General features: G+C 36.9%; 28 protein-coding genes. 12 read left to right on the top strand and 16 right to left on the bottom strand.

The window, feature by feature from the left end:
• Positions 1–77: 77 nt before the first annotated feature.
• The 7 genes from AC1DNH_RS15450 to AC1DNH_RS15420 all read right to left on the bottom strand — a co-directional run bounded on the left by AC1DNH_RS15450 (position 78) and on the right by AC1DNH_RS15420 (position 6,371).
• Positions 78–908, bottom strand: a complete 831-nt coding sequence (locus AC1DNH_RS15450) for a universal stress protein (protein WP_477579239.1) — start codon at positions 906–908, stop codon at positions 78–80.
• A 475-nt stretch (positions 909–1,383) separates the two neighbouring features.
• Complete coding sequence (locus AC1DNH_RS15445) at positions 1,384–1,911, bottom strand: KdsC family phosphatase (RefSeq protein WP_215125761.1); 528 nt, start codon at positions 1,909–1,911, stop codon at positions 1,384–1,386.
• Between the two features lie 71 nt (positions 1,912–1,982).
• The gene (iscX, locus tag AC1DNH_RS15440) at positions 1,983–2,225 is read right to left on the bottom strand and encodes a Fe-S cluster assembly protein IscX (protein ID WP_057932363.1); all 243 of its coding nucleotides are present in this window, start codon (positions 2,223–2,225) and stop codon (positions 1,983–1,985) included.
• Positions 2,226–2,323: 98 nt separating this feature from the next.
• The gene (locus AC1DNH_RS15435; RefSeq protein WP_029275355.1) at positions 2,324–2,656 is read right to left on the bottom strand and encodes a 2Fe-2S iron-sulfur cluster-binding protein; all 333 of its coding nucleotides are present in this window, start codon (positions 2,654–2,656) and stop codon (positions 2,324–2,326) included.
• 40 nt (positions 2,657–2,696) lie between these two features.
• Positions 2,697–3,461: a Rossmann-like and DUF2520 domain-containing protein gene (locus AC1DNH_RS15430; RefSeq protein ID WP_477609124.1), complete on the bottom strand. Its 765-nt coding sequence runs from the start codon at positions 3,459–3,461 to the stop codon at positions 2,697–2,699.
• A 4-nt stretch (positions 3,462–3,465) separates the two neighbouring features.
• Entirely contained in the window at positions 3,466–5,931 is a 2,466-nt protein-coding gene (gene ccsA, locus AC1DNH_RS15425; protein ID WP_477582578.1) for a cytochrome c biogenesis protein CcsA, read from the bottom strand.
• Between the two features lie 5 nt (positions 5,932–5,936).
• Positions 5,937–6,371, bottom strand: coding sequence for a cytochrome c maturation protein CcmE domain-containing protein (locus tag AC1DNH_RS15420; protein ID WP_477582580.1), 435 nt, complete (start codon positions 6,369–6,371; stop codon positions 5,937–5,939).
• A gap of 255 nt (positions 6,372–6,626) precedes the next feature.
• Between AC1DNH_RS15420 and AC1DNH_RS15415 the strand changes: the two genes are divergently transcribed.
• From AC1DNH_RS15415 to AC1DNH_RS15405, 3 genes are all read left to right on the top strand, one after another.
• Positions 6,627–7,307, top strand: coding sequence for a hypothetical protein (locus AC1DNH_RS15415; protein ID WP_477582582.1), 681 nt, complete (start codon positions 6,627–6,629; stop codon positions 7,305–7,307).
• 235 nt (positions 7,308–7,542) lie between these two features.
• Positions 7,543–9,579, top strand: a complete 2,037-nt coding sequence (locus AC1DNH_RS15410) for a hypothetical protein (protein WP_477625491.1) — start codon at positions 7,543–7,545, stop codon at positions 9,577–9,579.
• A gap of 63 nt (positions 9,580–9,642) precedes the next feature.
• Positions 9,643–10,986, top strand: coding sequence for a hypothetical protein (locus tag AC1DNH_RS15405; protein ID WP_477625490.1), 1,344 nt, complete (start codon positions 9,643–9,645; stop codon positions 10,984–10,986).
• Positions 10,987–11,381: 395 nt separating this feature from the next.
• On the opposite strand, the gene AC1DNH_RS15400 is transcribed toward AC1DNH_RS15405, so the two are convergent.
• The 4 genes from AC1DNH_RS15400 to AC1DNH_RS15385 form a co-directional block, all read right to left on the bottom strand.
• The gene (locus AC1DNH_RS15400) at positions 11,382–12,803 is read right to left on the bottom strand and encodes a Glu/Leu/Phe/Val family dehydrogenase (protein ID WP_029275363.1); all 1,422 of its coding nucleotides are present in this window, start codon (positions 12,801–12,803) and stop codon (positions 11,382–11,384) included.
• 651 nt (positions 12,804–13,454) lie between these two features.
• Entirely contained in the window at positions 13,455–13,673 is a 219-nt protein-coding gene (locus AC1DNH_RS15395) for a CcmD family protein (protein WP_477625489.1), read from the bottom strand.
• Between the two features lies 1 nt (position 13,674).
• The gene (gene ccsA, locus AC1DNH_RS15390; protein ID WP_477584512.1) at positions 13,675–14,337 is read right to left on the bottom strand and encodes a cytochrome c biogenesis protein CcsA; all 663 of its coding nucleotides are present in this window, start codon (positions 14,335–14,337) and stop codon (positions 13,675–13,677) included.
• 38 nt (positions 14,338–14,375) lie between these two features.
• On the bottom strand, positions 14,376–15,041 hold the full coding sequence (locus AC1DNH_RS15385) for a heme exporter protein CcmB (protein ID WP_477584514.1): 666 nt from the start codon (positions 15,039–15,041) through the stop codon (positions 14,376–14,378).
• Between the two features lie 242 nt (positions 15,042–15,283).
• On the opposite strand from AC1DNH_RS15385, the gene AC1DNH_RS15380 reads away from it, so the two are divergent.
• Both AC1DNH_RS15380 and AC1DNH_RS15375 read left to right on the top strand, forming a co-directional pair.
• Positions 15,284–15,763: a methylated-DNA--[protein]-cysteine S-methyltransferase gene (locus AC1DNH_RS15380; RefSeq protein ID WP_477584731.1), complete on the top strand. Its 480-nt coding sequence runs from the start codon at positions 15,284–15,286 to the stop codon at positions 15,761–15,763.
• 19 nt (positions 15,764–15,782) lie between these two features.
• The gene (locus AC1DNH_RS15375; RefSeq protein WP_029275368.1) at positions 15,783–16,172 is read left to right on the top strand and encodes a cupin domain-containing protein; all 390 of its coding nucleotides are present in this window, start codon (positions 15,783–15,785) and stop codon (positions 16,170–16,172) included.
• A gap of 41 nt (positions 16,173–16,213) precedes the next feature.
• Here the strand turns inward: AC1DNH_RS15375 and AC1DNH_RS15370 are convergent, their stop codons facing one another.
• The 4 genes from AC1DNH_RS15370 to AC1DNH_RS15355 all read right to left on the bottom strand — a co-directional run bounded on the left by AC1DNH_RS15370 (position 16,214) and on the right by AC1DNH_RS15355 (position 18,992).
• Complete coding sequence (locus tag AC1DNH_RS15370) at positions 16,214–16,612, bottom strand: hypothetical protein (RefSeq protein WP_477584730.1); 399 nt, start codon at positions 16,610–16,612, stop codon at positions 16,214–16,216.
• A 185-nt stretch (positions 16,613–16,797) separates the two neighbouring features.
• The gene (gene gldC / locus AC1DNH_RS15365; RefSeq protein WP_057932380.1) at positions 16,798–17,133 is read right to left on the bottom strand and encodes a gliding motility protein GldC; all 336 of its coding nucleotides are present in this window, start codon (positions 17,131–17,133) and stop codon (positions 16,798–16,800) included.
• Between the two features lie 141 nt (positions 17,134–17,274).
• Positions 17,275–17,547, bottom strand: a complete 273-nt coding sequence (locus AC1DNH_RS15360; RefSeq protein ID WP_477584729.1) for a hypothetical protein — start codon at positions 17,545–17,547, stop codon at positions 17,275–17,277.
• A gap of 98 nt (positions 17,548–17,645) precedes the next feature.
• The gene (locus AC1DNH_RS15355; RefSeq protein ID WP_477608391.1) at positions 17,646–18,992 is read right to left on the bottom strand and encodes a DEAD/DEAH box helicase; all 1,347 of its coding nucleotides are present in this window, start codon (positions 18,990–18,992) and stop codon (positions 17,646–17,648) included.
• Between the two features lie 267 nt (positions 18,993–19,259).
• On the opposite strand from AC1DNH_RS15355, the gene AC1DNH_RS15350 reads away from it, so the two are divergent.
• The 4 genes from AC1DNH_RS15350 to AC1DNH_RS15335 are packed head-to-tail and all read left to right on the top strand — an operon-like array spanning position 19,260 to position 22,163.
• Positions 19,260–20,594, top strand: coding sequence for a dihydroorotase (locus tag AC1DNH_RS15350; RefSeq protein WP_477608393.1), 1,335 nt, complete (start codon positions 19,260–19,262; stop codon positions 20,592–20,594).
• A 34-nt stretch (positions 20,595–20,628) separates the two neighbouring features.
• Positions 20,629–20,826: a DUF2683 family protein gene (locus AC1DNH_RS15345; protein ID WP_029275374.1), complete on the top strand. Its 198-nt coding sequence runs from the start codon at positions 20,629–20,631 to the stop codon at positions 20,824–20,826.
• Positions 20,817–21,086, top strand: a complete 270-nt coding sequence (locus tag AC1DNH_RS15340) for a Txe/YoeB family addiction module toxin (RefSeq protein ID WP_029275375.1) — start codon at positions 20,817–20,819, stop codon at positions 21,084–21,086. The genes AC1DNH_RS15345 and AC1DNH_RS15340 overlap by 10 nt, the downstream gene beginning before the upstream one ends.
• A 3-nt stretch (positions 21,087–21,089) precedes the next feature.
• Entirely contained in the window at positions 21,090–22,163 is a 1,074-nt protein-coding gene (locus AC1DNH_RS15335) for a DUF3810 domain-containing protein (RefSeq protein ID WP_477584726.1), read from the top strand.
• A gap of 36 nt (positions 22,164–22,199) precedes the next feature.
• Here AC1DNH_RS15335 and AC1DNH_RS15330 read toward each other — a convergent pair whose 3' ends face one another.
• Positions 22,200–22,781 (bottom strand): MiaE family protein, encoded by a 582-nt coding sequence (locus tag AC1DNH_RS15330; protein WP_477608399.1) that lies wholly within the window; start codon positions 22,779–22,781, stop codon positions 22,200–22,202.
• A gap of 94 nt (positions 22,782–22,875) precedes the next feature.
• Between AC1DNH_RS15330 and AC1DNH_RS15325 the strand changes: the two genes are divergently transcribed.
• The 3 genes from AC1DNH_RS15325 to dnaK all read left to right on the top strand — a co-directional run bounded on the left by AC1DNH_RS15325 (position 22,876) and on the right by dnaK (position 25,972).
• Positions 22,876–23,064 (top strand): hypothetical protein, encoded by a 189-nt coding sequence (locus AC1DNH_RS15325; protein ID WP_477625488.1) that lies wholly within the window; start codon positions 22,876–22,878, stop codon positions 23,062–23,064.
• Between the two features lie 95 nt (positions 23,065–23,159).
• Positions 23,160–23,966, top strand: coding sequence for a glycosyltransferase family 4 protein (locus tag AC1DNH_RS15320; protein WP_477625487.1), 807 nt, complete (start codon positions 23,160–23,162; stop codon positions 23,964–23,966).
• A 149-nt stretch (positions 23,967–24,115) separates the two neighbouring features.
• The gene (gene dnaK / locus AC1DNH_RS15315) at positions 24,116–25,972 is read left to right on the top strand and encodes a molecular chaperone DnaK (protein WP_477608403.1); all 1,857 of its coding nucleotides are present in this window, start codon (positions 24,116–24,118) and stop codon (positions 25,970–25,972) included.
• The last annotated feature ends 300 nt before the right edge of the window (positions 25,973–26,272 follow it).

The following is a 26,272-nucleotide window of genomic DNA, read 5'->3' as shown; positions in this document are numbered from 1 at the left end:
AATTGAGCTAGTTGGAGTGTGCAAAAAGACGAAAGTTTAATCTGTAAATGTAACTTAGCTGTTGCAGATTAAAACAGTTAATCTTTTAGCAATAACACGGGCACATGTGATTTAATGGTCAATTTTTGAGATACACTTTCATGCAATAAACTTTCGAAAAAACTATATTTTTTGGGCAATGCGATAATCAGCTGCGCTTCTTCATTTTTAGCAAATTTTACTATTCCTTTAATTGCATCAGGATGATCCGCATAGTGATAAGCGGGAGAAAAATCTTTGAGCATTTCGTGTAAAAAGTGCTCTTCCTTCAAATCAATAACATCACCAGAGTTAATATTAAGCACCAAAAGTTCTAAAGCATGTTTGCTTAAAATATTTTTAAGTGCGTGCATGGGAATCACCTCTTTAACCTTTCTAAAATCGCAGGCCAAAATGGCTTTACGGATTGATTGATAATCGGCCTTAGGCGGAACAACCAAAACCGGAACCGGGCTTGATTTAGAAATTTTGATCGCATTAGAGCCGATATCACTTTCGTCTTTCGCTTTTTTACCGTTACTACCAATAATAATGAGTTCGATCTCTTCCCTATTTACCCGATCGATGATAGAACGCAGGAGTGTTTCTCTAGTGAGGTAAATTTCTACTTCAGCCTTCGGATTGATCCCGAGCATTTTTACCTTAAGTTTTTCCAGTGCTTCGAGCCTTCTCGTAATTTCATCAGCGATATGAGCATCTGTGGTAACAATTAAATCGGGTGTTGGCAAAATGCTTTCGTATTCTGAAACATAATAGGCATTAAGCAGTATAATTTTTGAGTTCGTCATCGCAAAACTCAGCCTGGCGGCATATTGGGCTGCGTGATCTGCTGTGTTCGAAAAATCTACTGGTACAAGATATGTGCTCATGTGATTAAATTTAACATTTTTTACGTTAACAAATTAATCAATCGATTGATTAATTTGTTAACGTAAATTTCGCACATAATCTGATGTATTGCAAATTTTAATGTCTGAGATTTATAATCTTATTTGGAGTTACCGGCATTCTGAACTTGTTTCAGAATCTTACATGCAGAATGATATTTTTTTAGGAGGGCTTAAATTATCTGGCTGATAAAGACCCTGAAACAAGTTCAGGGTGACGGATCGCAAAAGATCCTTCGACTCCGCTCAGGGATGACTATAACTTGGGCCGTCATTTCGACTGGAGCACAGCGAAATGGAGAAATCTTTAAGTTAATTAGCTATTTGGATGGATGACGAAAAGATCCTGAAACAAGTTCAGGAAGACGGCTCTTGGTAGCTGTCGATTTGTTCAGGAAGACAATCCGCTTAGAGACTTCCTACCAATGAACGAATGGCTAATGAACTATTGAACTAATTACATCCCCGAATCGGCAGCATTTGGATTTTCATCGTGCCATCTGCCCTGTACTTTCATTACTTTTTCGATAATATCGCGGACAGCGGTTTTGCCTCCATTGTAAGGAGAAATGAATGTAGATATCGCTTTTATTTCTGCTACGGCATCAGCCGGGCAGGTTGGAAGCCCTACAAGTTTCATTACTTTTAAATCAGGAATATCGTCGCCCATGTAAAGCACTTCTTCTGCAGCAATGTTTTTATCCTGAAGATACTGATTAAAAATGGCCACCTTATCTCCCGTACCGAGGAAAACATCGGTTACACCCAGATTGAAAAAACGCTTCCCCATGGCAATACCATCTCCACCAGATATAATACAGATGTTATATCCTCTCTTAACGGCCAACTGCATGGCATAGCCATCTTTAATGTTAAAAGTGCGCAACGACTGGCCATTATCAGTAACCTGAACTGATCCATCGGTAAGCACACCATCTACATCAAAAATGAAAGTGGTGATCTCTTTTAGTTTCTGTAAAAACATTCGCACGTTTGGCGTTTAGGGTTAAGCGCTCGGTGCCGACTCTCGACTGAGGACTCCGAACTCAGGACTAATTATTGATTATCTCTCCACTCGTAAACCCAGGCAGATTGAATTTGCTCTAAATGACCTTCACTGCTTTCTTCGCGGGTGCCTTTAAAGTTTGGCAACGCTAAAACCCACTCTAGAAGTTCGGTAAAGCGGATACGGTAGATTTTGGCTTCTGTAAAATCATCACCAAATTTCTCATATAAAGACATTGCAATATCTTCGTAATCGTTCCAGTAAAAAGGTAAAGCAAATTTATCGTTATTCATGTTGTTTTGTTGTTGGTTAATTGTTTGAATTGGTTAATCGGTTAACTGTTTAAATCGGCTAATCGACTCCCGACTGAAGACTTTGGACTCCAGACTAACTAGTGTCCCATAAAGTCAGACTGATCTGGAATGGTAACTTCAATATCGCCGTTAATCACCACACATTGGCAACCTAAGCGAGAAGTAATTTTCGGACGAACAGCTCTATCAATAAAGTCTTCTTCTTTATCAGAAATCTCTTCGATATTATCCATGCCTTTTGTTACGTATACATGGCAGGTACTGCAACCACAAACACCACCACAGTTGTGTTGTAATTCGATTCCGTTATCCAGACAAACATCTAAAACAGATTCACCGGCAGCTATTGGTAATTCAATAGATTCGTGATCTGCTTCTTCAAAATTTATTTTTAGTTTAAAAATGCTCATAATTATTTTGCAAAAGTAATAAGCAGAAGCCGTAATTATGCTATTTCAGCGTTAATTTTATGCTATCGCTCAATGTTTGATAAATGTTCTGCAATTCGGGCATATCGTTTAACATGCTCAAATGCTTATTTAAAGTGCTTTCGTCAGCCCTCACTGCTGGCCCAGTCTGCACATTTTCAGGCAGATTGCTCATTACCTTATCGGCGGTTTCGGCAATTAACGGCCTGATGATTTCGAAATCCAAACCGTTCTGACTTAAAATTTTATTTGCCAAAGCGTATAGGTGATTCGGAAAATTGCAGGCAAATACTGCTGCAAGGTGTAATACTTTTCTTTTCTCGCCACCTAATTCGTACACCTGACGGCTAATTTTAGTTGCCAGATTGTTTAAAATCGCCAATTGACTTTCATCGTTCGCTTCGATACACAGCGGTATATTTTCAAATGAAACTTCTTTACTTTTCGAAAAAGTTTGCAAAGGATAAAAAACACCTGCTTTTTTTACCTGCGACGATAAAATATTAATATCGGTAGTTCCTGAGGTATGCACCACCAAACGGCTTACATTTTTCAATGATTTAGCTACGGTTTCAATGGCATCGTCCTTTACTGAGATAATATATAAATCCGCGTCCTGTTTAACCTCATTTAAATCGCTTACGGCCTCAGCTGCTATTAAATCAGCCAATAACTTTGCATTATTAAGGTTTGGGCTGTACACCTGTACCACATCTTCACCATTGGCTTTTAATGCTTTTGCTAAGTGTGTGGCAACGTTTCCCGAACCTAATAAAACGATCTTCATGATTTTATGCGGTTTTGGCCTCTTTTCTTCTTCTGAAAATTGAAAGTAAGAAACCAACAACCATTACAATAGTACCTGCCCAATATAAATTGATGAAAGGAAATTCTATTGCTTTAAAAACTACCCAGTCTTTAGCCTGCTGAGGTTTTTCAAAAATCTGAAGCTCCACTTTTTTCTCATCTGGTAATACCCTGGCAAAACGGAATTTCAAATCCAATTCATCCACCTTGCGTGCGAAATCGAAAGTGTTATTTCCTTTGATCAAGAAAATAGGTTCTGTATTGTAAACTTTACCGGCAGCATTAATCTCTAATGGTAAACCAACAGCATAATCACCTTGCCCTAAAACTAAATCTTTTGCGATAGGTTTTCTATTTAAATCCTTAACCGTAACAATGCCGCTTGAGGTGTGAATGGTATCTCCTACTGAAACCTTAACAATACGCGGTGTTTTATAATTTTCATCGTCAGAATGACCTTCGTGATCATCGTGCGATTCTTTTTTAATAGCGGCACTGGTAATGTGGGTGTAAACATCATAGGTTAAATAATGCTTGGTATCAGGAGAAGCAATTAAACCCATTTTCTCGTTATCCTGCACATGTGGATGTAAGTTAAAATCTTCTTTAACCTTACCTTCTTTATCTAAAACTTTAAAATTAAGGGTATAAATGGTATTGGGTGCTACCGTGGTATCGGCTACATAGGTTACAGTGTACTTACCCATTTTCTTAGGCTCGTTTTTGTATAACATGATGTTTTCACCTGGTTTTTCTGTTTTCTCGAAATCTTTTACCGGAATAAAATTATTCGCGTTGATGGATAAAGGTTTGTTTGTAGCTGCAGAAATTAATGCACCTAAGATCAGGAAAGCAAAACCAATGTGTGCAATTGCAGATCCGGCCAATTTTGCCTTGCCACCGAAAGCCTGATATAACACCGCAGCATTTGAAAGCACAGCGAATAAACAGCTGAAGGTGATGAGGATATACATTGTGTTGGTGTAAATATTAGCCACATATACCAAACCCGCTGTTAACACAATGGAGAAAATAATTGCCGAAACCAGGCTACTATAAAATTTGCGTGGATCGGTTCTTTTATACTTTAGATATTGAGAGAAACCTGAAATCAAAGTAATTAATACTGCGAAAGGTGCCTGCCATTGGTTGTAATATTTTACAGCATCAATTGGTGGAGTAAAGTTTGTTCCAAACGCCTTATTGAATACGGGTACCGAGGTGGAGAATATTACCTGGATACAAGCTATAGTTACAACTAAAGCGCCAATAAACATCCAAAATTCGCGAGAATAAGTTTCTTCATCTTTGGTGGTAATTGGCAATTCTTTCCATCTTAATACAATGAGCACAACCGCTAAAACAGCGAAAACAACATTGTATAAAATCAAGTGGCCAAACATACCCATATCAGTAAATGAGTGAACTGATGTATCACCTAAAATTCCACTGCGGGTTAAAAACGATGCGTAAAGCACCAATAAGAAACTTAAGAATACTAAAGCAATTGCAGTAAAATAAGCATGACCGGTATTTTTATACGCAATCATTACGTGTACCGCACCAATTAGGGTTAGCCATGGAATTAAAGATGCATTTTCAACAGGATCCCAAGCCCAAAAACCGCCAAAGTTTAACGCTTCGTAAGCCCAGAAAGAACCCATAATAATACCTGTACCTAAAACCATCACCGCAAAAAGCGCCCAAGGCATAGCTGGTTTAATCCATTCTTTATATCGTTTTTGCCATAGTGCCGCAATTCCATAGGCAAAAGGCACAATCATACTGGCAAAACCTAAAAACAAGGTTGGTGGGTGGATCACCATCCAATAGTTTTGCAACAATGGATTTAATCCTCTGCCATCGGTAATAAATTTTAAATAATTAGCGAAGTTTTCAGGGTTTGCGAAAACTACAGGAGCCATTGATTTTAGATCAAGGGAATCTCTTAATAGAATAAATGGAGAACTTCCGATGCGCTCACCCAAAATCTCTACACCTAAAAGCATTGAAGTCAAAAACACTTGAGAGAAGGCCACAACTGTCATTACAGGGCGCTCCCAGGTTTTAGCTTTCCAGATTAATAAAGTACCTAGAAACGATTGCCAGAAGGCCCAGAGCAAGAAACTTCCTTCCTGCCCTTCCCAAAAAGCAGAAATAATATAATGAATTGGAAGTTGTTTTGAAGAGTGCCAATAAATATAACTGTATTCATTGTAGTGGCCCAATACCAGGTAGAACAAAATTGCTCCGATACCAATTATACAGCTAAAATTAACTAAGAATCCAATCCGGCCTAAGTTACGCCAAGATTTATCTTCTAAATTTTTATCGCGACTGGCATAAAAGTATGCGATTGTTGAAAGTAATGATGCACTAAACGCCAGCACAATAAAAAACTGCCCGATTTTACCCGGTAGCAGGTTTTCGCCTACAAATTGAATATCCATTAAAATTAGTTATATTTTTTCTCGCCGTACTTACCTACCGTGTCAACCTTACCGTCTTTATTAATTTCAACAAGGTTATCATTATATTTAGATGGGCATTTCATTAAAATTTTCGACGCGTAAAACTTGTCTTTGTTCATCTTACCGATTAACACAAGCTTTTCTGATTTTTCGAAATCCTGCGGTTTGGTACCTGCGTAAATTACCTCTCTCACTTCTCCCTTTTCATCTTTCATGTGGAATGCAAAATGGTTAGCGTCTTTTACGGCGTCGTAATAAGTACCCATCGATTTTACCCAATAGCCCATAACATGCTCTTCTTTCTCAGAAAGGGTTGCCTGTTTGAAATTAGAGTAGGTGTCGGTATTTGCGTTCAAGCTAAATAAAATCCCTACGGAAATTGCGATGGTAATCAATCCAATGATTGCACTTTTCTTCATGGTTATACTTGTTGTAAAAGCTGGCAACAAAGATAGAAAAATCGGCTTAGCCAGCATTCTTTTACATTTTTCTTGTCTTTATATTGACAATTATCTGATTTTTAAAGTAAAATATTTTCTCAAAAGCCACTATTTATAACCGATCTTAAGTAATATCTTAAATCATTTAAAAGTTTGGGCTGAAATTGTTAAGTTTGGCTTATCAGGTAATCATCCCTTTTTTACATCCCACAATAGAACATAAACCGGATTAACATGAAATTAAAGCAGTTTTATACGCTTTTGTTATTTATAGTTTTGATACCTTTTTTAAGCTCTTGTTTTGAAGTAATTGAAGAAATTGCCATGAAAAACGACGGAACCGGCGATATGGTACTCACCATAAACTTAAGCCAGAGCAAAACCAAAGTGGCTTCGGTAATGCTTTTGGATAGCGTACAAGACTATAAAGTGCCCAGCAAACAAAAAATTCAACAGGAATTAAATGAAGCAGTGGCCTATTTAAGAAAATCGGAAGGAATTTCGAATGTAAAAAGCACGAGCGATTTTAATAATTACATCGCAACCATTAGTTTTTCTTTTAAAGATGTTTCAAATATCAATAATATTACCAAAAACATTCTTGCCCAGCAAAAAATTAAGGCTACTAACACCTCCTCGTATACTTATAACAAGGCCACCAAAACCTTTAGCCGAAAATATCAGGCAATAGGTAGCGCTAAAACAGAATTCAATAAATTAAAAGCAAAAGACAAGGCAATTTTTAACGGCGCAACTTACACCAGCATCTATCGTTTCGAAACTGTTGTAACAAGTAGCACCAACCCGGCATCAAATGTATCGAAATCTAAAAAAGCCGTGATGTTAAAAAGCAGCATTATGGATTTAATTAACGGAAAAATTAACGTATCTAATTCTATACAACTATCTAAATAAAATGAAACCAACGTGTAATCCTCGATAGTTTCATCTCCACTGAAAACAAATTATATCTAATGAAACCATCAGGAGCATACCGTTCACAAACTGAGATGAATATGCTCATGATAGCTTCATAACCGCTAAAAACCAAAATAATATCTAATGAAACCATCAGGAGCATACCTTTCACAAACCGAGATGAATCTGCTCCTGATAGCTTCATAACCGCTAAAAAAACAAATTATATCCAATGAAAAAAATTCTAATTGCAATCGCTCTTTTCTTATCGTTTAATCTGGCCAAGGCTCAGGATCTAATTAAGAAAATACCTGCAAATGCCTTCACAGTTGCCACAATTAAAGGCGATAACGTATTTAAATTGATGTTTGTAAAAGATTTTAACGAATCTTTTGTAGGCAAGAAATTATTGACAGAAACATCAAAATCACTTGATAAAAGTTTTACCAGTATAGAAGATTTCGGCATCAACCTGGAGAAAAACATGTATTACTTTAATCAGTTAAGCGATAGTATTACCTATAACTGTTTTCTTATTCCGATAAAAGATGCTAAAAAATTCGAAAATCTGATTGACACCAAAGAGAAAAAGTTTACACAGCAGGGCGATATCCGTACGATGGTTTTGCCTGATAGCACGAGCATTATTAAATGGAACAACAACATGCTGTATTTTGTAACCGGAAGCATAAAAGGATCTTTCTTTGCTGATTCAGTTAAATCTGCACGTTATGGGATTAAAGATATAAGGTTCCAAAGTGACGATGCAATAGTTGCTGATAGCGCGGCTGTGGCTGTAGACTCTGCTTATGTAACAACAGATGAGCCTATGGTAGAAGCAGTTGATGCCCCGGTTATTGAAAAAGTAAAAGTTCGGAAAAAATCGACGGCTAAAAAGAATACTAAAAAAACTGCCGGAACGAAAAAAACCGGTAAAAAGAAAACGGCCAAAAAATCTAAAAAAGTTGCTAGAATAGATTCAGATGTTGAAGAATCCAGAGAAGCAAGAGAATTCGCAGTCGATACTGCGAGCGCCATGACTCCTGTTCATGGTATTGTTGATGAGCAATATGATGCCTACCAACAAGAGCGTTTGGAACAAGATGCAAAGAAAAAGAGATTGGCTTTTACCTGGATGACCGCCCAGGCTGATCAGATTTTCACTGGCAGTTACGAGTCTATCGAAAATAATAAATCATACACGGCAAGTTTAGATAATAAAGCCATTGCAGAACTTTGGGTATCGAGCCTTCAAGATGTTTATAATTCGATTTCTCCTGAATTTGGTGCTTATGGTAAAGCAGGGTTAATGAAAGGTTATGGCAGTTTAAATGCGAAACTTTTTATGGACGACAAGAGTTTCCGCATCTCAACAGGCTTAGAATTGGCGCAGGAACAGGCAGATGCGTATAAAAAAATCATGAACAGAAAGTTAAACAAAAACTTTTTGAAATATGTAAACAGCGAAAAAGCGCTCGGTTTTATGAGTTATTCGATTGATACCAAAGCTTATCTGGAAGAATTCCCTAAATTAATGAAACAAACCTATGGTTCTTTATTGGGGGGCAAAATGGATGAAGAAATTGATCTTGGTACTGAGCTCTTCAGTCTTTTGCTAGATGAAGAAGCTGTAAGCAAGGTAATTAAAGGCGATGCGTTATTCGTAATTAATGGATTAAACACAAAAGACGTTACTTATACCACTTACGAATATGATGATGATTACAAACAAAAAGAAATAGTTAAAACCAAGAAAGAAACATTGCCTGATTTCCTTTTTATGTTTTCATCAGAAGATCACAGATTGATTAACAAACTGATTAAATATGGTGTAAACAAAAATTATGTATCTGTTGAGAACAACATTTATAAAATATTGGAAAAGAAAAGCCCGATTGATATTTACTTTATGATTAAAGATGGTATTGTATTTTTCGGCAATTCGTTAACTGAAATGCAGGGCATTAGCAACAATCAATACAACAGCAATAAATTAAGTAAACTGCACAAACAACTATTGAGCAAAAACAATTTCAGTTTTCTGTTTAATGCCAAAAACCTGGTGGGCAAAGTACCAGATTCGGAAATTGGTGGTGAAGAAACCGCTAAGAAATTTAATAGCACTTTAGAGAAAATGGGCAATGTATACATGAAATCGAACCCGATTAAGGGCAGACTGGTTTCAGCAGATATTAGCGCAGAAATTCCGAACGGACATGAAAATGCATTGAAATATCTGTTTTCTTTAATTGAAAATGCAGCTAAGTAGTTTAGTTGGCAATTATCAGTCGGCAGTTTACAGTTAACCGATTTAAACAGTTAACCATATTCCATGAAGAAATTTTTAAAAATAACAGCAGCAATAGTTTTATTGCTGCTTATTTTTTTTGTTGGTGTTTCTAAATACAGGAGATACGATGCCGAGCAAACCTTAATTCCGAAAAATGCGACGAGCTTAATAAAAATCAATGTTGATGAGCTTTACAAAACACTTTTCGCGAATATAGTGAGTAACCCTGGCTATTATTTTAAATCTGACTTTAAAAAGGACACCTCAAATAAGCCCGACAAATTTAATAATGGTTTAGAAATACCTGCAAGTTTATATTTCTATACTTTACAGGGCAAATCTGGAATTTACTTTTCGCGATTTGAAGTTAAGAATGTCAATGATTTTGAAAACACTTTAAGAGATTTATTGCATTTGGAGATAACTAAAAAGACTGAGGGTATAAATGTCGCTAAATCGAAACTGGGTAATGTGGTTATTTATTACGACAGTAAAAGTGCCGCTGTTTCGTTATCGGTTAAAATAGAAAATGTTGACGGAACTTTGATGAACATATTAAGCCAGAAAAACTTTATAAAAGTAACCGAGAGCAGGTTTAAGCATACAGCAAAATCTGTACAGCACATTGCTTTCGAAACCGCATTACATAAAGGATCTGTTAATTTTGATAATGGAGTAGTTAATTTTAGCGATATGGTTACTGCCAACGAGATTATCCCAACGAATACACAGAGCAACCGTGGGCATAATAAAGATGCTATTGCCAGTTTGTGGCTAAATGCTGATTTCAAAAATATAACTCATCGGGCTTTTAAAACAAAGAATTTCAGCATTGAGGCCGATAGTGTATTAAAATATTATAAAGGCAGTGTAGATTTTAATTGGTCAAGTACGATACAACAAACAGATTCTATTGTTACTTATGATTATAACGATGATTTTGAAAAAGTAGCAAAAGTAAGTCTGCAAAAAAGAGATGTACCACAATTCTCTATTGCTATACATGCAGATGCAAATGGTCTAAAAAATTATTTAGCCAAACAAAAAATTATTAATTTAGATAGCAACCAAGTTAACAAAAGTGCATTTCCGCTCTATCAGGTTTTCGTAGAAAGTGATCTCAAAAAGCTTTATTTCGGAACAAAAAGACAGATGTCTTTCAAAAATGTACCCGCCCCCTCTCCAGATTTTTTCTACTTCTTTATTAATTTTGAAAAGCTGCATAAACAATCAAATATGGCTCAGTTTAGCAGTTATCTTAAAACATACAAAACACTTCAGGTTATCGGAAAATTAATTGGTGGAAAGCAGATGCGGTTTGACGGGAACTTAACATTGATGAATAAGGATATTAATTCGCTTTATCAAATATTGAAAGGACTATAAAGCATTTTTTGTTTTTTTGTTGATTTAAGGTGATTGGCATAGATTAAATAGCCCGTGGAATAACGCTGTCCTTCAACAGGTTCAGAACAGATATAGTCATCCTCTTTGTGCACTTTGCCAACTACCCCTTGTTTCTAAACCTGATGGGACGGATGCCAATTCCTTCAATTGGCAGGAGGTACAGCAGGGCCAACCCGCCCCTATGCAATACAGACCATTTATTTCCAAAACAAAAAAGCTAGAAATGGCTTACACGATCAGCTAAATATTCAAATCGGAATTTGTGATAACGAACTTGGACACAAAAAAGCCCTGCAGTTTTAATCCTGCAAGGCTTCATAATAAGATTGCCACATTCCGATAAAGGATCGGGATTCGCAATGACGATTAGTTGATTATGGCCAAACACCTAAATTCATATAAGAAACCGCAATTTTATCGATTGAATTTACAAAAGCAGCTGTTCTTAATGTTTGAGTTGCCGGTTTGTTCATTAATGTTTCGCGGATTTCATGGTAAGAATGGATCATAGTGTCTTCTAAACCAGAGTTTACCAATTCCATTTCAGATGCACCTTTAACAATCATTAAACGATGCTCAGGAAGGATCGTTTTACCGGTTAGGTTTTCTAAAGTATTGATCAGATTTGCATTTGAATTAGCTGCATAACGGTTCTCCATACGACCGAAAGCCACGTGAGAAAGGTTTTTCAACCACTCAAAATAAGAAACCGTAACACCGCCCGCATTGCAATACATATCAGGAATGATGATACCGCCCATTTCGGTAAAAATTGTTTCAGCTTCTGGCGTTGTTGGACCATTTGCACCTTCGGCAATAATTTTTGCCTTGATATTACGGATATTTAGCTCGGTAAATTGGTTTTCTAAAGCTGCAGGAACAATGATATCACAATCTTGCTCTAAACCTTCCATCGAATTTTTAAAATCTTTAGCGCCTGGGAAACCTAAAATTGAACCCGTGTTTTTACGGTGTGCAAAAACCTCATCAACATTTAATCCGTTTGCATTGTAGATAGCACCTTCAAATTCGCATAAACCTACAATGGTAGCACCAAATTCTGCCAAGAATTTAGCCGAGTGGTAGCCCACATTACCTAAACCTTGAACGATTACTCTTTTATCGCCTAAACCAGCTTTAAAGCCTATTTTAGCCATATCTTCTGCCACTTCTACACATTCGCGTACGGCATAAGCAACACCACGCCCTGTAGCTTCCTTACGGCCACGGATACCATGTAAAGCAATTGGTTTACCAGTTACACAGCCTAAAGCGTCTAACTGACCAGGATTCATAGTCATATAGGTATCGGCAATCCAGCTCATTTCGCGTTCGCCAGATCCATAATCAGGAGCAGGAACATCGATACCAGGGCCAATAAAATTTTTCTTAATTAATTCTGTAGTATAACGGCGGGTGATGGTTTCTAACTCGGCAACACTGTATTGTTTAGTGTTAATTTTAATACCACCTTTTGCGCCACCAAATGGAACGTTAACAATAGCGCACTTGTAAGTCATTAAGGCAGCAAGCGCCATAACCTCATCTTCGTTTACCATTTCACTGTAGCGGATACCACCCTTGGTAGGGCTCATGTGGTGAGAGTGTTCTACGCGCCAAGCATCAATTACTTCAAAACCGTTTCCGCGGCGGATTGGGAACTGGAAACGATACACACTATTACATGTTTTAATCTGGTTCAATAAACCTTCTGGATGATTGGTGAATTGAGCCGCACTGTCAAAGTTCTTACAAACATCTGCAAAGAACTTGTTCTCGTCTGCTAGATTAGCCATTATTTATTTTTTATATTGAATAAGTTTTCGGTGCAAAATTGCCTAAAAAAACTGCACATATCCAAATGCAAAAAGACTTAGTGTAAAGCAAACACCATTCTATTTTAGCTCAACAACAGTTTTTATACCCGTTGGAGAAAACTGTCGAAAAACCATACCCAAACACGTTTAAATGCAGATATCTTAGGTAGCCTACATCATAAAAACGACTATTTTTATAGGTTTTACACAGGCTATTTTGATCTAAAAAAATTTATAAAAAAAATATTCAAAATAGCCTTTTGTTGCAACGTTCAATAAATAGAAGCTAAAAAACAGATCAATATTACGAATATTGCAAATACGAATAAAAAACAGGACATAAAAAAAGTGACCAATTGTGTTGACCACTTCTTAATTTAACCTAAATCGTCCCGTTGATTTAATTTATAACTAACCAAACTTGATCAATAAATTACCAAAAAACAATACTGTGATGTAGGTATTTTATGTGGTTACTACTCTGTATTTTTAATTAGGGCTTTTAAAATTAGCAAAAACCTCTTTTACAATGAGATAAACACAAAAAAATAACAAATTTAATCTTAAAACATAGCTACTTACCAGCCATTAAAGCCTAATATGGTTTTAACCAGAATCGTATTTACGCTATTATTTATCAGTTTGGTTTTCTTTTTCGATTTTCTTTAATCTTTTATCGATTGAGAACAGGTAGGCCAACAAACCCACAAGAATAATTACGATACATATTACCACAACATATATCTTTCCATTGCTGCGAAGGCTATCAGCCATTTCTACGCCATTATCCTGCGCAAATAATTGCATGGCGGCCATCATTAATATCAGGGAGRAAAGAGTCTTCTTCATGTTAGTTTTCTTGTTGTTTGTTTTCTAATGAACGTAATCTAAAACGAATAGTATAAATCCAAAAGCCAATAATTGACCAGCCAATAAATGCCGGATATAAAACGGCTCTCATTCTGCTATCTAAATCGTAACTGTTAAAACCAGGATTTCCACCATTACCAGGGTGTAATGAGTCTGATAATCTTGGGAGTACCATAATAAGTACAACCATCATAGGAAAAGCAAAGATATTATAGATGGCAGATATTTTTGCTCTTTTTTGTTCTTCATCAATTGCATTTCGAAGAATTAAATAAGCAAAATATAATAATATGGCAATCGCACTAAAATTTTGCTTTACATCAAAACTCCAAAACTGCCCCCAGGTAAATTTAGCCCAAAAAGATCCTGTTATTAAGCCAAGTATACTAAAAACCACACCTACATTTACACTTTCAACAGCTTTTGTATCGTAGCTTTCTTTACCCTTAAGTAAAAACATAACACTATAAAAAACTGAGATAGAAAATAGTGTAATCATGGCAAACCACATTGGCACATGAAAGTATAAATTTCTTATGGTCTCATTCAAAATTGCCAATCTAGGTACACCGATCAGTAATCCTCCAATTGTTGAATACAAAACCAATATGGAGCCCAAAATTTTCCACCACGTTTTACGCATATATTATTTATAAATTATTTTGATTTATATTGGCCAATTTAATCCCTCCAAAGGTAAGGAAATAACAATAAAGCGGTTGCAACCGTAACTGCATTAACTGCTAAAAGCATGCCTATTTCATCATAACTGGTATCCCATGGTAAACCATCCACAGCATTCTTAGCTAATCTAATTAAAAGTATAAGAATGGGAATAATAATTGGAAAGCTTAAAATCGCCATTAACATTCCACCATTACCGGCTTTACTTGCTATGGCCGAAACCATTGTAAAAACGGTTGAGAAACTAATTGCACCTAGTACTATAGCTAGATAATACATTAATAAATTCGTGTCATTATATGTACCAAAAACCAAAATATAAAAACCAAGGGCAAGTGTGGTTAAAACAAGCATTAAAAGCACGTTGTAAATCATCTTTGAAATAAGAACAGCTGCCGGACTCGCCAAAATGTAACTGTACAACTGCTGGCCTTTAGTTTCTTGCAAAAAACTTTTCGATACGCCATTGATAGAGGCAAAAAGCATGATAATCCAAAACAAGGCATTCCATGTTAATTTATCGCCCAAGCTAACAAAAGAGAGGTAACAAGTAAAAATGGTAGAAACCACATAGAGCAATACACCGTTAATGGTATATTTGGAGCGCCACTCTAACAATACTTCCTTGTGAATTAAATATTTAACCTCTTTGGCCAATTGCATAACCGCAAAGATACTTTTATTGATAAATATTGCACGCTTAAATTGTTGTATTGTTGTAATTTTGTTTAAAGTTTAGGTGGCAGAAAAAAGTTTTGAACCACAGATGAAGAGAATAAACACAGATGGCATTTTTTCGTAGCAGCACAAATGTTCTAAAGCTCTAAATTAGGTGCGGAACACAAAAAAATGTCCACAACAATCTGTGTTCATCTGTGAGAATCTGTGGTTAAAGTAATTATGATATGAACTACGCATCAGTTATAGCATCGCCTGTTGGCACAATAACCATCTTAGCTGATGACGAATTTGTACATGTAATTACTTTTGCTGAAAAGGATATTACAGGATTATCAGAAAACGCACTTACGGTAAAGGTAGCCAATCAGTTAAATGATTATTTTAAAGGCGACTTAAAGGATTTTGATTTCCCGTTGAAGCAAAAAGGGACTGAATTTCAACAGGAGGTCTGGCAGAATTTACTGACTATACCTTTTGGCGAAACCACTTCATATGCCAAATTTTCTGCACACAATCCATTAGCGATACGGGCTATTGCTGCAGCAAATGGAAAAAACAATATTGCCATTGTAGTACCATGTCATAGGGTAATTGGCAGTAACGGCAAACTGGTGGGGTATGCAGGTGGTTTATGGCGTAAGCAATGGCTACTACAACACGAACGTGAGGTTGCCAAAAAAGGACAAACTGAATTAAAATTTTAAAACCCTATTTTTTTTGCAGATGAATACAGACCAAGCCGAAACAACTAAAAATTATATAAAAGCCATCCGTTTAATTAATATTGAAGATAACAAGTGTGCTTTTGAAACGGGTACAATCCCTATCCGTCAACATATCAATGCCAATTATTTTTTCGCCCAAACCGATGTATCAACTTTAGAGAAGATCCCTCATCCTGCACCAAGGCGTCAATACGTAATTACGCTTAAGGGTAAACTTCGGTTTACAGTAAGCAATGGCGAAACATTTATTATCGAGCCGGGGATTATACTCATTGCCAATGATACGGCCGGAGAAGGGCACACCTGGCAAGTTATAGAAGGCAATGAATGGGAAAGAATCTATATTCCCCTGGAAGATGATACCAACGATTATTTTATCGCAGATTAACGTTTTTAAAACCAGCTAAGCTCATAATTGCACAAAAAAGCTTAAGCGGTAATTTTTTCACCACGTTTAACACTGAAAAGCATAAATATAACACCGACCAAAAGTACAATCCAGCCCCACTGGAAATGAACAACTTTACCGATAAGTTTATTGGCGAAGCCATATTTAGTATAATTATTTGCAGTAAAATAAACAGCAACTACCGCTAAAACATACCAGATAGCCATTACGAAACTCATAAACTTAAAGGCACCAACTTTTCTGATAAACAGAAACAATACCGAAATGGCAATAATGGCATAAGTGATCAAAAACAAACGTGCATCTGATTGATACAAATTCCAATTGCCTTTAATGGGTACTTTTAACATTGGGCAGAAACCTGCAATAATACATAACAAAATGCCTAACCAAGCCCTGAATTTATTTAATACTAACATATTTTTTGGTTAATCGGTTAACTGTCTAAATTGGTTAATTGTTTATGACAGAAGTTAATGATTAATAGTTTAATAGCTAACTTGTCTGGCATTTTTTAATGACTAATGACTAATGACTAATGACTAATGACTAATGACTAATGACTAATGACTAATGACTAATGACTAATGACTAATGAACCAAACTATTGTCCCTCAATAATCCCCATCTTATCTGCGAAGTGGGCACAGTAATCACGTAAATCTTCAACAATCAACGTTTCGTTTGTGGCTTTTAAAAAGCTATCGCCCATGGTTTGCAAAGTTTCGTAGAAGAAACGTTTCATCTCATCAACAGGCATATCCTTTGTCCAAAGATCTATCTTTAAAGTGTTTTTATAATTGTGGTCCCAAACCGATAAAAACATCGCCTTTGCAGGCACTTTATCAGCGTTTCCAGCATCTGTACTCTCCCAAAGTATATTATCTGGGTTATTGCCTTCATCTAACTCAACGGTTATTTTTATTTCTGCTTTTTTCATATAATATTGATTTCACCGATTTAACCGATTCCTCCGATTTAGACCGACTAATTTTTCCGGATGCAAAGATGCTTATTTAATTTGATTCCACAGATTGGTTGATTACACCGATAAAGATTGTTGAGAATTTTTACGTTTTAATTACGCTACTTTTTGGAGTATCAGCATCAAAACAGCTGCAATAACGATAAATATCAATTCAACCACCCAGATCCTTTTAATATCTTTTAACGTGAATCGGAAAATCATATCAGTAATAAAGGTTACAAGGATAAGGCAACCTAAAATCAGGAGATAAAAGCCGCTCATATCCACATGGCGTGGTGCTGTGCTTTTCTCTGAAACTAAATTTACAACCACTAATCCCAAACCAATGGCGCTAACGATATTTAAAGGCGTAATCCTAAAGTTCATCTGTGTTTATTTATTTGTTTTCAATTGTCAGATGGAGCCTTTGACAATTGAAATAATTATTTAGAAAATTAATAATTATTTTAATTGTGTCGGGTTCATTACTTTTTCTTATCGAATTTTTTACCTTTTTTAAAAGTCTTTACCTGCTTACCAGCCTTTGCTTTAGCTTTTTCTCGTACCTTTTTCTCTATCGCAGCAGCGTGTTTTTTCTCATGGAAAGCCCCTTTAAAATCAGGATCTTCCTTACGTTTCTGCATATCGATTTCCTTTGCAATATGCTGACGCTCCTCGTAAGGCGTTTCATCAATAAAAACACCTTCCGGAATTTCAGCCACTGGAATATATTGGCGGATCAATTTTTCGATCTTGCGGATATAATATTTTTCGGCATCCGTTGCTAAGGTAATCGCATCACCTTTGGCAAAAGCCCTACCAGTACGGCCAATACGGTGTACATAATCTTCGATAATGATGGGCACATCGAAATTGATCACATGACTTACATCACTCACATCAATACCCCTACTTGCCACATCTGTAGCCACTAGAACCCTGATATTACCTTCTTTGAAACTATTTATGGAGTTAATTCTGGTATTTTGTCCTTTATTGGCGTGGATCACACGGACATTCTCAGCACCATATCTGCGCTCAATGAAACTGTAAATATTATCAGCAACGGTTTTTGTTTTACAGAAAATGATCAGACGGTTAAAAGCCTCATCATTCTTCAGCAAATGCTGCAATAAATTAATTTTAGTTTTGAAATTGGGAACGTAATACAAAGTCTGCGTTACATTTGCTGCAGGAGTTGCTTGCGCAGATGCTTCAATCACAAGTGGATTATTCAAGAAATCGCCCGCAATTTTCTGCACTAAATCGCTCATGGTTGCCGAAAACAATAAATTTTGGCGTTTACGCGGTACGATTTCCAAAATCCGGTGTATAGAGCCAATAAAGCCCATATCCATCATTTTATCCGCTTCATCCAGCACCAAAAATTTTAGGCTCTGTGTATTAATATCACCAGCTAAATATAAATCCAGGAATCTTCCGGGTGTGGCAATTAAAATATCAACCCCTTTTGCAATTTGCTCTTTCTGTGTTTTCGGACCAATTCCACCAAAAATTACCAAAGAACGTAAATCTGTATAAGTAGAAAACAACTTTACCTGCTCGGCAATCTGCATTGCCAGTTCGCGTGTTGGAGATAAAATCAGCGCTCTTGGATTATCGCCCTGAGCATATTTCAATTGCATTAAAATTGGCAAAACAAAAGCAGCGGTTTTTCCTGTACCAGTTTCGGCAATACCGAAAATATCCTGTCCAGATAGTACTGGTGCAATTGCTTTTTCCTGTATCGGCGTGGCAACGGTGTAACCTGCATCCGCAACTGCATTTAAAATTTGCCTGTTTAACTTAAATTCTTCGAACGATTTTGCCATAGCGCACAAAGATAGGCTTTTTAAGCGGAAAGCTTAAAAGCAAGTCTAAAGCAAAAAGACCAAAGCTATTTAGAAAAGCAATTTCAGTAATTCTTCGGTTCCGGCAGCCCTGCTATCCGTTTTATCCCGATGAAAATCGGGATGCCCACTACTATCAGGTTTATCTAACCAAAAACAGTAACATTAAACTCAATTCCCCTATCCACAGCATCAAAATCTTGATACTTGATACTAACTACTTAACACTAAATTACTACCTTTGAAACCATGAATACTTACCTGATAAAAGCTGCCACAATTGTAAATGAAGGACAAAAAATTGTTGCCGATGTATTGATAAAAGATGGATTGATAGCCAAAATCGGTCAAAATCTATCTGCACCTGATGCGCAAGAAATTAACGCAGAAGGACAATACCTTTTACCAGGGATGATTGACGATCAGGTACATTTCCGCGAGCCAGGTTTAACCCATAAAGCCGATATTTTTACCGAAAGTATGGCCGCTGTAGCCGGAGGAATTACCTCTTTCATGGAAATGCCCAATACGGTACCCAATACCTTAACACAGGATTTATTAGCTGATAAATATGAAATTGCTGCCCAAACTTCGTTAGCGAATTATTCGTTTTATATGGGGGCCAGTAATGACAATATTGAAGAGGTTTTAAAAACCGATCCTAAAAATGTTTGCGGGATTAAAGTTTTTATGGGTTCATCAACTGGAAATATGCTGGTTGATAACGAAAAAACCTTAGAAAACATTTTTAGCAAAGCACCAATATTAGTGGCCACCCACTGCGAAGATGAAGCAACTATACGCGAAAACTTAGCCAAGTTCAAGGCGCAATACGGTGAAGACCTGACCATTGATATGCATCCTTTAATCCGCAGCGCAGAGGCCTGTTATAAATCTTCATCATTAGCGGTCGAACTGGCTAAAACTTATCGAACCCGCTTGCATATCTTACATATTTCTACTGCAAAAGAAATAGCACTATTCGATAATATTACCGTGCTAAAGGATAAAAAAATTACGGCTGAAGCTTGTGTGCACCACCTTTGGTTTAACGATAAAGATTACGCTTCAAAAGGAAATTTCATTAAATGGAACCCTGCGGTAAAAACCGAAGATGATCAAAAAGGTGTGCTTAAAGGTGTTCTTGAAGATTATATTGATGTAATTGCAACAGATCACGCGCCACACACACTAGCAGAAAAGCAGCAGCCTTACGCCCAAGCCCCATCTGGTGGTCCATTGGTACAACATGCCTTACCAGCACTACTAGAAATGCATTTACAGGGTAAAATCTCTTTAGAGAAAATTGTTGAAAAAACAGCACACAACCTGGCCATCTGTTTTGATATCGAAAAACGCGGTTTCATCCGTGAAGGGTATTGGGCAGACTTAGTGTTGGTAGACCTGAAAGATTCCTGGACAGTAACCAAACTTAATAATTTCTATAAATGTGGTTGGAGTCCGTTCGATGGAGATACCTTCCAGGCAAGCATTACCCACACTTTTGTATCAGGAAACCTGGCTTATCAAAATGGCAAATTTACGACCGATCAGATTGGAAAACGCCTAACTTTTGCAAGATAGATTTGTTATATTTGTTTTATCACAATGAAATAACATGGAAACACTAATCGTACATCCAAAAAACGAAGAACAATCAACAGCTTTAAAAGCAGTTATGAAAGTTTTGAAGATTGATTTCGAGACTGAAAAAAGCCCATACAATCCTGAGTTTGTTAAAGAAATATTAAAAGCAAAAGAAGATATCAAAAATGGCAAAGGCGTAAAAATTGCAGTCGAAGATTTATGGAAGTAATATTTGCTCCAAAGGCAATTGAGCACTTAAACTATTGGAAGAAATCGGGTAACAAAGCTATTCAGAAAAAAATTGAGCAGTTAATTATAGCAATTCAAGAAAATCCGTTTGAAGGGATTGGCAAACCAGAGCCACTTAAATATGAGTTATCAGGCTCTTGGTCTCGTAGAATAAATGAAGAACACCGCATTATTTATGAAATTCACAACGATGGATTAATTGTCATCCTGGAAATTCAATCCCTAAAAGGCCATTATTAAGGGGTGATTAAGCATTTTAAACATACAAAACTGATTATTCTAATCAGCCTCGCTATACTCATTTACCTCTTTGGTTTTTACCCTGGTCTGGTCCAAAAATATTATTCAACAGGTTTTTATCTTTACATTTCTTCAGCATTAAGGTTTATATCATCTATTTTTCCTTTCGCCATTGGCGATATCATTTATGCCTTATTGATTGGTTTTGTACTTTATAAAATTGTGAGGTTTTATAAACAACGAAAATCGCTAAAAAGACAGGATAGGATTCTTGTTCCTTTACAAACTCTCAACTTCTTCCTGATGCTCTATATCATATTCAAAATTGTATGGGGTTTAAATTACAGTCGGCCAAGTATCAGTGAAGAGCTGGGTATTGGCAATGAAAAATACAATGTTAAAGAATTGGTTGTTCTTGGCGATTATTTCATCCAAAAAACCAATAATCTAAAACTAAAACAGGGCAAAGTCCCGACCTACACGATAGATGAATTAGAAAAAAAATCGGCAACAGCCTATTCGCTTATGTCGCGAAAAAATAAATTATTCCAATATCCAAACCCTTGCTTAAAGTCTGTTTTAAATTCATGGCTAATCAGTAAAATTGGCATCGAAGGCTATTACGCCCCGCTTTCTGGCGAAGCCAATATGAATATGAATTTACCAGATTTCGTTAAACCTTATGTAAGCTGCCACGAAATAGGCCATCAATTGGGCGTCGCTTATGAGGATGAAGCCAATCTTTTGGGTTATCTCACGGCAAGCAACAGCGTTGATCTGAATTACCAATATTCTGCCAATTATGAAATGTTGCGGTATATTTTGTTTGAGATCAGGATGAAATCACCTGACGATTATAAATTACTTTATTTGAAACTCGTACCGCAGGTTTTAGCCGATTTCAAAACTGAAAAAGAATTCTGGCGAAAATACAATGGCAATATGTTCGGTTATATGGATGCCGCGTTCGATAGTTTCTTAAAACTGAACAATCAGAAAAAAGGAATCGATAGTTATCAGGATATTGTAATTTGGCTATGGAATATACATAAAAAGGAGTTGACAGTTGCCAATTAACAGTTGATGATGAAAAACTGCAAACCAAAAACTGAACTATCCGTGTATTGCTTCTTTAGTTCCAAAACTCTGAATCAATTCCCCTTCAAAATCTAACCATTCTTTCCAGCGTTTATCTACATCAACATCGGTACTGTATTTACGCGCAAAATTTAAAAATGTGGTATAATGCCCGGCTTCTGACACCATCAGTTCGTGGTAAAACTTGGCCAGCTCCTGATCTTTTATATTTAACGAAAGTACCCTGAAACGTTCGCAGCTTCTGGCTTCAATCATCGCCGCAAATAATAACCGGTCAACAAAAGCCATATTCCGGCTTCCATCTTTTTTGCTAAATTTCACCAAACGACCAACATAGTCATCTTTTCGCTCGCGACTTAAAGTATAACCACGTTTTTTTATAATTTCAATTACCATCTGAAAATGCTGCATTTCTTCGATAGCAATCGCTGTTAATTCATCTACAAGATCCTGATGTTCTGAATTTTGAGTAATTAAAGTAATGGCATTGGTTGCCGCTTTTTGTTCGCACCAGGCATGGTCAGATAAAATTTCTTCTAAATTTGATTCCGCAATATTTGCCCAACGTGGGTCTGTCAATAATTTTAATCCTAACATGTGGTGCTTGTAATTGAGCTGCAAAATTAGAAATAATCGGCACGGTTTTAAAATTGTGAGCTAAAAAGCCCTTATTTTGCAGAAATTTTAAATCATGGCTACTAAGAAATTATTAATTATTGGATTTGTTTGGCCCGAACCAACTTCATCGGCAGCAGGCACAAGAATGATCCAATTGGTTGATTTATTTCTGTCTAAAGGTTATCAGATTACTTTTGCATCGGCAGCGAGCAATATGGCTGGCGGGTTCAGCAGGAATGCCCTAATGCAGTTAGGATTTTAGATACCGAAGATTTACATTGCCTGAGAAGTGCCCGGCAGCAAAGTGACAAGAAAAAACAAACTTTAGATTTATTCTCTGATACTGCCAAAAGAGAAATGGCTTCAATTTTACGCTGCGATTTATCTATAATGATTTCGGAAGTGGAGATGGATATACTGAAAAATCAATTCAAAATTGATCCTTCACTGATCTATTATTTACCATTTCTCGAAGAAGAGATCGATCAGCAAGTTATCGAAAAATGGATTCCCTTTGAAAATCGGGCAGATTTTGTTTTCATTGGCAATTTCCTTCATGAGCCCAATTGGAATACCGTTCAGGTTTTAAAAACCAAGATCTGGCCAGTGCTCAGAAAAAGGCTTCCGAATGCGAATTTGAATATATTTGGGTCTTATGCCTCGCAAAAAGTGCTGCAACTGGATAACAAAAGTGAAAAATTCCTAATTAAAGGAAGAGCTTTAGATGCTAAGGAAACCATTGCTCAACATCGGATATTGCTTGCTCCTATTCAGTTCGGTGCAGGTGTAAAAGGTAAATTTATCGATGCCATGCAGGTAGGTACACCCTCGGTTACCACATCTGTCGGTGCAGAAGCCATGAAAGGCAATTTAGATTGGAACGGCGGCATTGAAGATAATTTAGAGTTATTTATTGATGAAGCTGTAAAGTTATATCAGGTTAAAAACTCTTGGCAAATTGCACAACAGAATGGCGTACAGATTATTAACCAAAGGTATTCTGCTAAATATTTTACAGATCAATTCATACAAGAAGTTGAAAGATTAGCTTCACATTTAACGGCACACCGGCAAAATAATTTTTTCGGACAGATTTTAAACCACCACACCGCGCAAAGCACCAAATATATGTCGTTGTGGATTGAAGAGAAAAATAGAAAGTAGTCCAGAGTCTTTAGTCCGAAGTCGGGAGTCCGAAGATATAGCGATATCAATAAAACTCCCGACTTTCGGACCTCCAACCTCGGACTTTTTCAACTAAAACTTACAACTTAACAACAATTTTAGCACAACATTATTGTAAATTTGCAGCCATGGCAAAAATATCAATTAACCTTGCTACAGGTTCGTTTCAAAAGGAAGAAATTATAGTTGGAATAGATTTAGGCACAACCAATAGTTTGGTGGCGTTTATCAATCCAGATAAAAATCCGCAGGTAATTAACGATGCAGGTAAAGGAATATTGGTACCATCTGTGGTATATTTTAATGGCCAGAATGAAGCCGTTGTAGGTAACGAGGCTAAAGAATACTTAACCACTGACCCTTCAAACACCATTTTTTCAGTTAAAAGATTACTTGGCCGCTCTTACAAAGATGTAGCCGAACATGCAGCTATTTTTTCTTACAAAATTATAGACGATGATAGCGATGCTTTGGTGAAAATCCACGCTGGCGACCGTTTCTACACACCGATCGAATTATCGGGAGAAATTTTGAAAGAACTTAAAGCAAGAGCAGAACATGCCTTAAAAACACCGGTTAACAGGGCTGTAATCACTGTGCCTGCATATTTTAACGATAGTCAGCGTCAGGCCACACGAGATGCCGGAAAACTGGCCGGTTTGGATGTGATGCGTATTGTAAATGAACCTACCGCAGCAAGTTTGGCTTACGGAATTGGTTTAGATCCCTCACAACAAAAAACAATAGCGGTTTACGACTTAGGAGGTGGAACATTTGATGTTTCTATTCTGCAGATCCAGAATGGAATTTTCGAGGTATTGGCCACAAACGGCAATACTTATTTGGGTGGTGATGATTTCGATAGGGCCATTTTACACTACTGGTTGGAGAAAAACAACCTAGATGTAGCCGTAGTTGCTCATGACAATATTTTGATGCAAACCTTACGTCTACAGGCTGAGGCTGCTAAAAAAGCACTATCTACCCAGAACTTATACAACGAGCAAGTTGGCGAAATCTTGTGCACACTTGATAAACAAACTTTTGAGCAGTTAATTTCGGCGAAGGTTGAAGAAACCATCACTGCTTGTAAAAATGCATTAAAGGATGCAGATCTATCAGCCAGCGATATAGATGAGGTAATTTTAGTAGGAGGTTCTACCCGTACACCTTTTGTAAAACAGGCTGTAGAAAATTTCTTTGGTAAAAAACCACAGGATAATATCAATCCTGATGAAGTAGTAGCACTTGGTGCAGCCATTCAGGCCGATGTTTTGGCAGGAAATCGTTCTGATATCTTGTTGTTAGATGTTACGCCACTTTCTTTGGGTATCGAAACCATGGGTGGCCTAATGGATGTAATTATTGCCCGTAACAGTAAAGTACCTACTAAAGCCGGCCGTCAATACACCACTTCGATAGATGGACAGGTAAATATGAAAATCTCTGTTTATCAGGGTGAGCGAGATTTAGTGAAAGAAAACAGAAAACTGGCTGAATTCGACTTAAAGGGAATTCCTGCAATGCCTGCGGGTTTGCCAAAAGTAGACATCAACTTTTTACTGAATGCAGATGGAATTTTAACCGTTCAGGCGATAGAGTTACGCTCGGGTGTTAAACAAGAGATAGAAATTACGCCAAGTTATGGCTTAAGTGACGATACAGTAGAGAAAATGCTCCTCGACAGTATAGAACATGCCAAAAGTGATGTGGAGCAACGTATGCTCATTGAAGCGAGAAGTGAGGGTGAGCAATTGCTTTATACCGCCGAACGTTTTATCGAAAAACATGCCGAACATTTAACTGAAGAAGAAATTTCAGATACTAAAGTGCACATCGAAGCACTTAAAACGGCTTTAGCTACTCAAGAAAAAGATACCATTTTGAAGAAAGCAGACGAGCTGAACGAATTTACCCGCCCTTTTGCCGAACGGGTGATGGACGCAGCGATTTCCACTGCCATGAAAGGTAAGAAGATAGAGTAGTTTTCAGTTGGCAATTTAACATAATCGCGTCATTCTGAACTTGTTTCAGAATCTTTCCTGTTATTGAGGCCAATACATTTGTTTTTTTGTTTTGGAAAGCAAAGGCAATGCTTATCGGTTCCGATAGTCCCGCTTACCGCTTTATCCCGATGAAAAGATCGGGATGCTCGCTATAATCGGGTTTAGCTAACTCGGGATAGCATAAAAAACTCAGGTTGCAGGGCGCTTAAACAATTTTAATCTCCAGTTTTCAGTTAGCAATTTAATACAATCGCGTTAATCCTGATCCGATAGCTATAG

This window comes from Pedobacter sp. 01N310 (assembly GCF_056399805.1).
This window is presented reverse-complemented; position numbering and strand designations above follow the sequence as displayed.

Coding starts and splice junctions, on each gene's coding strand:
- AC1DNH_RS15380 (WP_477584731.1), top strand. CDS start 15,284: ATGAACTACGCATCAGTTATAGCATCGCCTGTTGGCACAATAACCATC.
- AC1DNH_RS15345 (WP_029275374.1), top strand. CDS start 20,629: ATGGAAACACTAATCGTACATCCAAAAAACGAAGAACAATCAACAGCT.
- AC1DNH_RS15385 (WP_477584514.1), bottom strand. CDS start 15,041: ATGCAATTGGCCAAAGAGGTTAAATATTTAATTCACAAGGAAGTATTG.
- ccsA (WP_477584512.1), bottom strand. CDS start 14,337: ATGCGTAAAACGTGGTGGAAAATTTTGGGCTCCATATTGGTTTTGTAT.
- AC1DNH_RS15400 (WP_029275363.1), bottom strand. CDS start 12,803: ATGGCTAATCTAGCAGACGAGAACAAGTTCTTTGCAGATGTTTGTAAG.
- iscX (WP_057932363.1), bottom strand. CDS start 2,225: ATGAATAACGATAAATTTGCTTTACCTTTTTACTGGAACGATTACGAA.
- AC1DNH_RS15445 (WP_215125761.1), bottom strand. CDS start 1,911: ATGTTTTTACAGAAACTAAAAGAGATCACCACTTTCATTTTTGATGTA.
- AC1DNH_RS15360 (WP_477584729.1), bottom strand. CDS start 17,547: ATGAACTTTAGGATTACGCCTTTAAATATCGTTAGCGCCATTGGTTTG.
- AC1DNH_RS15405 (WP_477625490.1), top strand. CDS start 9,643: ATGAAGAAATTTTTAAAAATAACAGCAGCAATAGTTTTATTGCTGCTT.
- AC1DNH_RS15375 (WP_029275368.1), top strand. CDS start 15,783: ATGAATACAGACCAAGCCGAAACAACTAAAAATTATATAAAAGCCATC.
- AC1DNH_RS15350 (WP_477608393.1), top strand. CDS start 19,260: ATGAATACTTACCTGATAAAAGCTGCCACAATTGTAAATGAAGGACAA.
- AC1DNH_RS15410 (WP_477625491.1), top strand. CDS start 7,543: ATGAAAAAAATTCTAATTGCAATCGCTCTTTTCTTATCGTTTAATCTG.
- AC1DNH_RS15325 (WP_477625488.1), top strand. CDS start 22,876: ATGGCTACTAAGAAATTATTAATTATTGGATTTGTTTGGCCCGAACCA.
- AC1DNH_RS15370 (WP_477584730.1), bottom strand. CDS start 16,612: ATGTTAGTATTAAATAAATTCAGGGCTTGGTTAGGCATTTTGTTATGT.
- ccsA (WP_477582578.1), bottom strand. CDS start 5,931: ATGGATATTCAATTTGTAGGCGAAAACCTGCTACCGGGTAAAATCGGG.
- AC1DNH_RS15420 (WP_477582580.1), bottom strand. CDS start 6,371: ATGAAGAAAAGTGCAATCATTGGATTGATTACCATCGCAATTTCCGTA.
- AC1DNH_RS15430 (WP_477609124.1), bottom strand. CDS start 3,461: ATGAAGATCGTTTTATTAGGTTCGGGAAACGTTGCCACACACTTAGCA.
- gldC (WP_057932380.1), bottom strand. CDS start 17,133: ATGAAAAAAGCAGAAATAAAAATAACCGTTGAGTTAGATGAAGGCAAT.
- AC1DNH_RS15320 (WP_477625487.1), top strand. CDS start 23,160: ATGGCTTCAATTTTACGCTGCGATTTATCTATAATGATTTCGGAAGTG.
- dnaK (WP_477608403.1), top strand. CDS start 24,116: ATGGCAAAAATATCAATTAACCTTGCTACAGGTTCGTTTCAAAAGGAA.
- AC1DNH_RS15355 (WP_477608391.1), bottom strand. CDS start 18,992: ATGGCAAAATCGTTCGAAGAATTTAAGTTAAACAGGCAAATTTTAAAT.
- AC1DNH_RS15415 (WP_477582582.1), top strand. CDS start 6,627: ATGAAATTAAAGCAGTTTTATACGCTTTTGTTATTTATAGTTTTGATA.
- AC1DNH_RS15340 (WP_029275375.1), top strand. CDS start 20,817: ATGGAAGTAATATTTGCTCCAAAGGCAATTGAGCACTTAAACTATTGG.
- AC1DNH_RS15330 (WP_477608399.1), bottom strand. CDS start 22,781: ATGTTAGGATTAAAATTATTGACAGACCCACGTTGGGCAAATATTGCG.
- AC1DNH_RS15450 (WP_477579239.1), bottom strand. CDS start 908: ATGAGCACATATCTTGTACCAGTAGATTTTTCGAACACAGCAGATCAC.
- AC1DNH_RS15435 (WP_029275355.1), bottom strand. CDS start 2,656: ATGAGCATTTTTAAACTAAAAATAAATTTTGAAGAAGCAGATCACGAA.